The sequence below is a fragment of the Mycobacterium sp. E2989 genome (genome assembly GCF_001667595.1).
GTDB lineage: Bacteria > Actinomycetota > Actinomycetes > Mycobacteriales > Mycobacteriaceae > Mycobacterium.
The window spans coordinates 48,192-54,191 of record NZ_LZJX01000049.1 but is presented as its reverse complement, the minus strand read 5'-3'; the positions used below and the strand labels follow the sequence as shown (position 1 = coordinate 54,191).

General features: G+C 73.0%; 8 protein-coding genes. 3 read left to right on the top strand and 5 right to left on the bottom strand.

Annotated features, from left to right (window positions below):
• The first annotated feature begins 7 nt into the window (after window positions 1-7).
• Both A5680_RS25130 and A5680_RS09800 read left to right on the top strand, forming a co-directional pair.
• Complete coding sequence (locus A5680_RS25130) at window positions 8-169, top strand: DUF4244 domain-containing protein (RefSeq protein ID WP_082970336.1); 162 nt, start codon at window positions 8-10, stop codon at window positions 167-169.
• Window positions 170-204: 35 nt separating this feature from the next.
• Entirely contained in the window at window positions 205-495 is a 291-nt protein-coding gene (locus A5680_RS09800) for a TadE family type IV pilus minor pilin (protein WP_082970323.1), read from the top strand.
• Window positions 496-551: 56 nt separating this feature from the next.
• On the opposite strand, the gene A5680_RS09795 is transcribed toward A5680_RS09800, so the two are convergent.
• The 5 genes from A5680_RS09795 to ssd are packed head-to-tail and all read right to left on the bottom strand — an operon-like array spanning window position 552 to window position 4,364.
• On the bottom strand, window positions 552-743 hold the full coding sequence (locus tag A5680_RS09795) for a DUF4244 domain-containing protein (RefSeq protein WP_067818737.1): 192 nt from the start codon (window positions 741-743) through the stop codon (window positions 552-554).
• Window positions 744-770: 27 nt separating this feature from the next.
• Entirely contained in the window at window positions 771-1,358 is a 588-nt protein-coding gene (locus tag A5680_RS09790) for a type II secretion system F family protein (RefSeq protein WP_197499760.1), read from the bottom strand.
• A complete protein-coding gene (locus A5680_RS09785; protein WP_067818708.1) occupies window positions 1,355-2,146 on the bottom strand; it encodes a type II secretion system F family protein in 792 nt (263 codons plus the stop codon). The genes A5680_RS09790 and A5680_RS09785 overlap by 4 nt, the downstream gene beginning before the upstream one ends.
• The gene (locus A5680_RS09780; RefSeq protein WP_067818705.1) at window positions 2,143-3,315 is read right to left on the bottom strand and encodes a TadA family conjugal transfer-associated ATPase; all 1,173 of its coding nucleotides are present in this window, start codon (window positions 3,313-3,315) and stop codon (window positions 2,143-2,145) included. Before A5680_RS09780 ends, A5680_RS09785 begins: the two co-directional genes overlap by 4 nt.
• Complete coding sequence (gene ssd, locus A5680_RS09775) at window positions 3,312-4,364, bottom strand: septum site-determining protein Ssd (protein WP_082970324.1); 1,053 nt, start codon at window positions 4,362-4,364, stop codon at window positions 3,312-3,314. Before ssd ends, A5680_RS09780 begins: the two co-directional genes overlap by 4 nt.
• A 479-nt stretch (window positions 4,365-4,843) precedes the next feature.
• Between ssd and A5680_RS09770 the strand changes: the two genes are divergently transcribed.
• On the top strand, window positions 4,844-5,689 hold the full coding sequence (locus tag A5680_RS09770; protein WP_067818703.1) for an HAD-IB family hydrolase: 846 nt from the start codon (window positions 4,844-4,846) through the stop codon (window positions 5,687-5,689).
• The last annotated feature ends 311 nt before the right edge of the window (window positions 5,690-6,000 follow it).

Genomic DNA, 6,000 nt, shown 5'->3' with positions numbered 1-6,000 from the left:
GGCGACGGTGTTGGCGTCGGACGAGTCGGGCATGTCCACGGTCGAGTACGCCATCGGCACCGTGGCGGCGGCCGCCTTCGGGGCGATCCTGTACACCGTCGTGACCGGCGACTCCATCGTGTCGGCGCTGACCAACATCATCGGCCGCGCGCTCAACACCAAGGCCTAGCCGGCAGTGCCGGTGCCGCCACCGTCGAGGCCGCGCTGGGCATCGCCACGCTCGTCGTCGTGCTGGTGCTGTGTCTGGCCGGCATCACGGCTGTGTCGATGCAGGTGCGCTGCGTGGACGCCGCCCGGGAGGCCGCCCGCCTGGCCGCCCGCGGGGACGAGGGCTCGGCGGTGGGCGTCGCCCGCCGCGTCGCCCCCGGCGGGGCGCGCGTCGAGGTGCACCGCGACGGTGAGTTCGTGGTGGCCACCGTGGTCGCGCACTCCAAGTTGTTGCCGGCGATCGAGATTGTGGCCAAGGCTGTTTCGGTGGCCGAGCCCTCGGGATGATCGGGGCGCGGCCACCCTGGTCGCGGCCTCGACGGTGGCGGCACCGGCACTGCCGGCTAGGCCTTGGTGTTGAGCGCGCGGCCGATGATGTTGGTCAGCGCCGACACGATGGAGTCGCCGGTCACGACGGTGTACAGGATCGCCCCGAAGGCGGCCGCCGCCACGGTGCCGATGGCGTACTCGACCGTGGACATGCCCGACTCGTCCGACGCCAACACCGTCGCCCGGGCGACGATGACCCGAATCATGTTGTACAGCAATGGTTTCCTTTCCTCTCACCATAATCCAGACTGGAAGACATCGCCGGCGAGCCCGGCCACCACCGGGACGATCCCCAGGCACACGAACGCCGGCAAGAAGCACAACCCGAGGGGGCCGGCGATCAACACCCCGGCGCGCTCGGCGGCGGCGGTGGCCGCGTGCGCGGCGTCGTGACGGGATTGGTCGGCCAGCTCGGCGACGCCCTCGGCCAGCGCCGCGCCCGAGGCCGCCGAACGCCGAGCCAACCGCAGCAGCGCCTCGACCTGGGCATCGGCACCTACCTCCGGCGAAACCGCCCATGCGACAACGGGATCCGCGCCCAACGCCAGCAGGTCGGCCGCTCGCCGCAGCACGCGGGCCAACACCGGCGGGGCGGCCGTCGCGGCGGCGGCGGCCGCGGTGGCCACCGCCATGCCCGCGCCCAGGCACACGGCCAGCACGTCGAAACAGGACGCGACCGCCAGCGGATCGGGGCCGCGCGCCGGCCTGCGCCCCGGGCGCCGCCGACGCTCGCGGGCCGGGATCCGCGCCCGCGCCCGGACCAGCGACGGCCCGGGTCCGATCCACGCGGCCACCGCGAGAAACAGCGCCGCCGCGGTCACGCCCCGACCCGATCGGTGATGCGGTCCGCCCAGCACAGGCCCGCGCACGCCAGCGTGGAACCGGCGACCAGGAGCCAGCCGCCCGCATGCCCGTCGAGCAGGAAGGCCAGCGGCCGCGCGCCGATCGATTGGCCCAGCAGCAAGCCGAGCACCGGCAGGCCCGCCAGAATGGCAGCGGTGGCGCGCGCGCCGGCCATGTTCGATGTGACCCGCGCCGAAAAGCGTTGCCGTTCGGCGATATCGCGCTGGGCAGCGCGCATCAGCGTCGCGATCGCCAGGCCGTGGTCGCTGGCCAGCTGCCAGCACAGCGCGAGGCGATCCCAATGCGGCGGCAGCGCCGACGATTTCGCGGCGGCGCGCAGGCCGGCCGCGACGTCGGCCCCGAGCCTGGCGCGGGCCGCGACCGCCCGCAAGGACGCCGCGACCGCACCGGTGGTTTCACCGGCGGCCACCCCGAACGCACGCACCGGATGGGACCCGACGCGCAATTCACCGACGAGCACGTCGAGCGCGCCCTCCAGCGTTTGGCCCTCGCGCAGTGCGCATCGGATGCGGTGGCGGCGGCGAGCGCGCGCGCCCGCGGTCGCGCCCACGACCGCGACGGCCAGCACCGTCGTCAGCGGCAGCACCGCGGCGGCCGCACCCGCGACCCCCACCGCAAGACAGGCCGCGGCGCGCGGGCGCCACCAAGGGTTCGGCGTCACCGGCGCGAGGCGGCGCCCGGGTGACGGCGGCAGCACGATGAGCGCGAGCGCCAACAGCAGCGCGCCGGCCGTCGCCCCGTTCATGCCGGCATCCGGCTCTGCAACAACCGTTTCAGCGATCCCGCGTCGTCGGTCGGGCCGCCGTCGGCGTGCCACACCGTGACCGCCCGCACCCGCCCCTCGACCGCGCGTAGCACCGCGATTTCGCCGAGCCGGCGCCGCCCGGTGCGATCCCGCGTGACGTGCAACAGCACCTGCACGGCCGCGGCGAGTTGGCTGTGCAGCGCCGCGCGATCGAGGCCGCCGAGCGCGCCGAGGGCCTCCAGCCGGGCGGGCACCTCGGCCGGGTTGTTCGCGTGCACCGTGCCCGCTCCCCCGTCGTGGCCGGTGTTCAACGCGGCGAGCAGATCGACCACCTCCGCGCCCCGCACCTCGCCGACCACGATGCGGTCGGGTCGCATCCGCAGGGCCTGCCGAACGAGTTGGCGCACCGGAACCTCGCCCACCCCTTCGACATTGGCGCACCGCGCGACGAGCTTCACCAGGTGCGGATGCCGGGGCGCCAGCTCGGCGGCATCCTCGACGCACACGATTCGTTCGGTGGGCGTCACGGCGCCGAGCATCGCCGCGAGCAAGGTCGTCTTGCCGGCCCCGGTTCCGCCGCACACCAGGAACGCCAACCGGGCCGCGATGATGTCTTCGACCAGGGCGGCGGCCTCGGGCGCCAAGGCGCCGGCCGCGGTCAGGGCCGCCAGGTCCTGACTGGCCGGCCGCAACACCCGCAGCGACAAGCAGGTGCCCCCGGCCGCCACGGGCGGCAGCACCGCGTGCAACCGCACCGCGAACCCGGCGCCGACGCCGGTCAGCTGCCCGTCCACCCACGGCTGCGCGTCGTCCAGGCGTCGGCCGGCGGCCAGCGCCAGCCGCTGCGCCAGGCGCCGCACCGCCGCCTCGTCGGCGAACCGAACCTCAGTGCGCCGCAACCCATTCCCGTCGTCGACCCACACCGCGTCGGGCGCGGTGACCAACACGTCGGTGGTGCCGTCCGCACACAGCAACGGATCGAGGATGCCGGCGCCGGTCAGCTCGGTCTGCAGCACCCGCAGGTTGGCCAACACCTCGGTGTCGCCCAGCATCCCGCCGGACTCGGCCCGGATCGCGGCCGCCACGGCGTTCGGGCCCAACGGAGATCCCAGCGGTCCGGCTTCGGCGGCCAGCCGCTCACGCACCCGGTCGATCAGCGAACCGCTCACGCGGCCCTACCGTTTCGCGTCGGACCCGACGATGCGCGCGGCAGCACGGTGAGCACCTGGCGGGCCGCCGCGGCGAGCGCGGATCGTCGCCCGAGCCGCAGGCCGCCGCGCTCGAGCTGCTCGGCGACCCGGGGTTCGGCCCTCATCGCCGCCAGCAACGGCAGCCCGGTGATGTCGGCGATCTCACCGGCCCGCAACCCGCCCGGCGACGGGCCCCGCACCACCAACCCCACGTTGGGATTGATGGCGGCCAGCACCGGGGCGAGCGCACCCGTCGCCGCGCACGCGGGCACGTCGCAGCGGCTGACCACGACGACGAGGTCGGCGGCGTCCAGCGCGGCCTGCGCGGCGTCGGTGAGACGGCGCGGAAGGTCACAGATCACGGTGACCGCGCCGCGGCGGCCGGCGTCGACGATGGCGTGCACCGGCCCGGCCGCCAACTCGTATCCGCGCCGAGTGCCGGACAGCACGCTGACCCCGCGGTGTCGCGGCAACGCCTCCCGCGCCGCCGACCAGTTCAGCCGGCCGCCTTGCAGGGCGAGGTCCGGCCAGCGCAGGCCGGGCGCGGTCTCGGCGCCCAGCAGCAGATCGATGCCCCCGCCCCACGGGTCGAGGTCGACCAGCACCGCGTCGGCGGCGGCCTGCGCCAGGGCGGCCGCCAGCGTTGACGCGCCGGCCCCGCCGCACCCCCCGACGACCGCGACCACTTCGCCGCGCGACCCGTCGTCGCGCGACGATTCGACGGCCTCGGCGAGCGCGCGGACCAACCCGGCCTCCTGCTCGGGCAGCCGCAGCACGCACTCGGCGCCGACCGCGACGGCCGCCGCCCACGCCGCGGTCGCCGGGTCACCCGCGGTCAGCACGGCGACGTGAGCGCGGCGCGGCAGCGCCGCCCGCCCGCACCGGTCGGCCGCCGTTTCGTCCAGCACGACGGCCGCGGCCGCCGACCACGTTTTGCGACTCACGGCACCGCCCGCGTGGACCACCCGGACACCGACGGCCGCCGCCACGCGGTCGAATTCCCGGCGCAGTTCCGGATCCGCCAACACCGCCAGCACGCCCGCGGGCTCGGCCTGGGAGATGCTCGTCACGGACCCACCCTGTCGGACCCGCGATATTGGACACCAGTCCCAAATACCGATTTGGGGATAGAGACGCGAGTGTGCACAAAGCGCGTCGGCCGGGAGCGGCCGGCACACAGAAGTCGCAATGTCCGCAACCACGTGAACGCCGCGCCACGCGGCACGTCAAAGAGGATCTGACCCCAGAAAAGGGACGACCCCCGCCAGGGGGGGAGGAGGCGAGGGTCGTCGTGCATCAGCCCCGGGGGGTCGGGCTGATACACCCTCGGCTCAGGCCGAGTAATGCTTACTATACACATGACTAGCGGCGGTAACGCAAGGGCTCTTCTCCAGGAAAGAACACGTTGAGCCGCAAAAACAGTGCGTTACCGCCGGTCCCACACTGCTGAGCGGCGTTTCGGCCCCGGAACCGGGGCCCGGGCGCACGGCCGACATATGCTGGGTCGGTGACCGTCTTCGACCCGGCCGCGGAGCAGCACACGGCGGCGGCCACCGCTCCCCGGGCCCGCACCGCGGCCTTCTTCGACCTGGACAAGACGATCATCGCCAAGTCCAGCACGCTGGCTTTCAGCAAACCCTTCTTCAACCAGGGACTGCTGAACCGCCGCGCCGTGCTCAAATCGAGCTACGCCCAGTTCATCTATCTGCTCTCCGGTGCTGATCATGACCAGATGGACCGGATGCGCATCCACATGACGAACATGGTCGCCGGCTGGGACGTGGAACAGGTCAAGTCGATCGTCAACGAAACGCTGCACGACATCGTGACCCCGCTGGTGTTCGCCGAGGCCGCGGACCTGATCGCCGCGCACAAGCTGTGCGGCCGCGACGTGGTCGTGGTCTCCGCCTCCGGCGAGGAGATCGTCGCGCCGATCGCCCGCGCCCTGGGCGCCACCCACGCGATGGCGACCCGCATGGTGGTGGAGGACGGCCGGTACACCGGCGAGATCGCGTTCTACTGCTACGGCGAGGGCAAGGTGCAAGCGATCCGCGAGCTGGCCGCCCGCGAGGGCTACCCGCTTCGGCACTGCTACGCCTACTCCGACTCGATCACCGACCTGCCGATGCTCGAGTCCGTCGGCCACCCCAGCGTGGTGAATCCGGACCGCGGATTGCGCCGGGAAGCCGTCGAGCGTGGTTGGCCCGTGTTGTCGTTCTCCAAACCGGTTTCGCTGCGCGATCGCATCCCCGCCCCGTCGGGCGCCGCGATCGCGACGACCGCCGCGGTGGGCGTCAGCGCGCTGGCCGCGGGCGCGGTCACCTACTCGCTGTTGCGCCGGTTCGCGTTCTAGCCGGCACCGCGATTCGCAGCAAACTCCGATGCCACTTCGCTTCCCGGCTTTTGCAAAATTGGGCCTTGCTGCGCTAGGGGTCTAGTAGTACAAAGGAACCACGGAAGCCCGGTGAGGCCAAGGTCGATCCGGAAGAGAAGGTTCGTTCTCCCGACCCGGGCGCCCAGCACGGTGCTCGGCACCCACGCGGAGTCATAGCCGCGAAAATGGCAGAAGTGTTGCGGGCCTGCGTAATTGCGAAATGTGAACGGTGACGACGACCCTTTGGGTGGGGTTGCAGCCACAAGCATCGCAAGATCGCCGAGGCCAAC